This window comes from Spirochaeta lutea, assembly GCF_000758165.1.
GTDB classification, from domain to species: Bacteria; Spirochaetota; Spirochaetia; order DSM-27196; family Salinispiraceae; genus Spirochaeta_D; species Spirochaeta_D lutea.
In genome coordinates this window covers 1508-1713 of the sequence record NZ_JNUP01000058.1, presented here as the reverse complement: position 1 = coordinate 1713, position 206 = coordinate 1508, and the positions used below count along the sequence as shown (strand labels likewise).

1 protein-coding gene is annotated in these 206 nt (G+C 62.1%); it reads left to right on the top strand.

Annotated features, from left to right (window positions below; all coding sequences use genetic code 11):
• A partial coding sequence (locus DC28_RS16530; RefSeq protein WP_037547318.1) for a hypothetical protein occupies positions 1–206 on the top strand: 206 nt, incomplete at both ends.

Genomic DNA, 206 nt, shown 5'->3' with positions numbered 1-206 from the left:
GGATACCGGCCACTTCGCCGGAGCGGACATTTCCGGAACCAGTGTGGCCGGGATTGGTACGCTTACATTGCGAGATGCAGGCACCGTAACCTTCACCGGCACGGTGGGAGCTGGAACGGTAGCAGTCACCGACGCGGTAACCCTCGTAGACTTTCAGGATGCGGTAACCGCCACGACCTTGACGGTTCCGGGCACTGCGACGGCCT